The sequence below is a fragment of the Nostoc sp. WHI genome (assembly GCF_015714725.1).
Classification (GTDB): Bacteria; Cyanobacteriota; Cyanobacteriia; order Cyanobacteriales; family Nostocaceae; genus Nostoc.
The window spans coordinates 1-2,520 of record NZ_WBKM01000007.1 but is presented as its reverse complement, the minus strand read 5'-3'; the positions used below and the strand labels follow the sequence as shown (position 1 = coordinate 2,520).

Below are 2,520 nucleotides of genomic sequence, written 5' to 3'. Positions count from 1 at the left end.
CCCTACTCCCTACTCCCTACTCCCTACTCCCTACTCCCTACTTTTTACCCATAGGTCAGATACTCTTGCCCTTAGCTTTCGTAATTTTTTCTAGCCAATTTTTAGGGTGGGCATTGCCCACCACAATTATTATCCCATCACCTCTGCTGTCTTTTTCTTATCTAACTTGAGAATCAACACTCCCAAAGGTGGCAAACACAAATCCAGCGAATAGGGACGACTATGTAATGACCAATCATCTGTCCACTTACCGCCTAAGTTGCCCATATTGCTGCCGCCATACTTGCGCGCATCACTATTAAACAACTCAGTATAAAATCCCTTTTCCGGTAAACCAATGCGGTAGTGAGAATAGGGTTGCGGTGTGAAATTGCAAACCACGATCGCAAAATCATCAGAATCCTTGTCACGCCGGATAAAGGAAACTACACTATGACGGTTGTCGCTACAATCAATCCACTCAAACCCCTCTTGAGCAAAATCCTGGGTGTACAAAACTGGTTCAGAACGGTAGAGATGGTTCAAATCGTGGAAAAACGTTTTTAACTGTTGGTGCGCTTCATGCTGCAATAAATGCCACTCCAAATCTGTCCAATCATTCCACTCACTCCACTGCCCAAACTCCATGCTCATAAACATGGTTTTCTTACCTGGGTGAGCAAACATATAGCCAAATAAACAACGCACATTCGCTAACTTCTGCCATGTATCCCCCGGCATTTTACCGATGATATTGCTTTTGCCATGCACCACTTCATCGTGAGACAGAGCCAGCATGAAGTTCTCGCTGTGGTTGTACCACATACTAAAGGTGATATTGTTTTGATGGAACTGACGGAACCAAGGGTCCATGCTGAAGTAATCCAGCATATCGTGCATCCACCCCATATTCCACTTCAAGTTAAAACCCAGTCCCCCTGTGTAGGTAGGCCAAGATACCATTGGCCAAGAAGTAGATTCTTCAGCAATTGAGAGAATACCGGGGAAATAGCTAAAGATGATGTGATTTACCTGACGCACAAAATCTGCTGCTTCTAGGTTTTCTCTACCGCCGTACTTGTTGGGCAGCCATTCTCCTGGTTTACGACAATAGTCGTTATAGATCATTGAGGCAACAGCATCGACACGAATTCCGTCAATGTGGTACTTGTCAAACCAAAAGAGAGCATTTGCTGCTAGGAAATTACTGACTTCATGACGACTGTAGTTGAACACCAAAGTACCCCATTCTTTGTGTTCGCCTTTGCGGGGGTCAGCGTGTTCGTACAGGTGGCTACCATCAAAGAAAGCTAAACCATGCCCATCTTTAGGAAAGTGACCGGGAACCCAATCTACAATTACCCCAACATTATTTTGGTGACATTTGTCAACAAAATACATAAAATCTTCGGGGCTGCCAAAACGGGAGGTGGGAGCATAATACCCAGTTACTTGATAACCCCAAGAACCATCAAAGGGATGCTCTGCAATGGGTAACAATTCTAGATGGGTATATCCTAATTCTTTGACATAAGGAATAAGTCGGTCTGCCAGTTCTCGGTAGGTAAGGAAGCGTGCACCTGGCTTCAGTTCGGAAACGATAACTACCGGTTCGGTTTCACCATTGGGGAGTTTAGCTGGTTCGGCACTCGAAGCGTGTAACCAAGAACCTAAATGTACTTCGTAGACTGAGATAGGCTGGGTAAGGGGGTCGGTGCGACGCCGCTTTTCCATCCAATCTTCGTCATCCCATTTATAAGCATTTAAATCAGTGACAATGGATGCTGTTTTTGGGCGCGGTTCCTGCTGAAAACCGTAGGGATCGGATTTTTCGTAAATATGTCCTTCAAAATTTTTGATTTCATATTTGTAATGCTCTCCCACACCGATTTCAGGAATAAACAATTCCCAAACGCCCGTGCGTCCTTTACGCATCTGATTTTTACGTCCATCCCAGAGGTTGAAATCTCCCAACAATGAGACATTACGGGCATTGGGTGCCCAAACGGCAAAATAAACGCCCTTAACGCCGTTTATTTCCGTGGGGTGCGCTCCTAGTTTTTCATAGATGCGGTGATGGTTGCCTTCAGCAAACAAATGCAAGTCAAAGTCTGTTAAGCCGGGAGAGCGGAAAGCGTAAGGGTCATAGATGACACGCTCATGTTCCCCTTCTTTAATCCGTAACTGGTAGTTTGCCAGTGCTGCGGTTTCAATCGTGCATTCAAAAAAGTGAGGATCATGCACTGTTTGCATTGGGTATTCCTTGCGTTGCTCAGGAATAACTACCCATGCGGCACTTGCATTCGGTAGGTAGGCTCGCACAGCCCAGACAGTTTTGCCGTCTTGTTCTATAAGATGAGAACCTAGTATTTCAAAGGGATCGTTATGCTGATTCCAAACGATGCGGTTAACCTGTTCAGGGGCAATCGTGGTCATGGACATGAAGCTACCTAAGTAAAATAACGTGATTGACTAAATCTACTTTTTTAATATGTATACATATTCTTTACATTTATTTGCAATTTTGCTGCTACCGTTATC

The 2,520-nt window shown here is 44.6% G+C and carries 1 protein-coding gene; it reads right to left on the bottom strand.

The genetic code is table 11. The features are described 5' to 3' along the window. Positions 1-129 precede the first annotated feature (129 nt). Positions 130-2,421, bottom strand: coding sequence for a 1,4-alpha-glucan branching enzyme (glgB, locus tag F8S12_RS00540; RefSeq protein ID WP_196514287.1), 2,292 nt, complete (start codon positions 2,419-2,421; stop codon positions 130-132). Positions 2,422-2,520 lie beyond the last annotated feature (99 nt).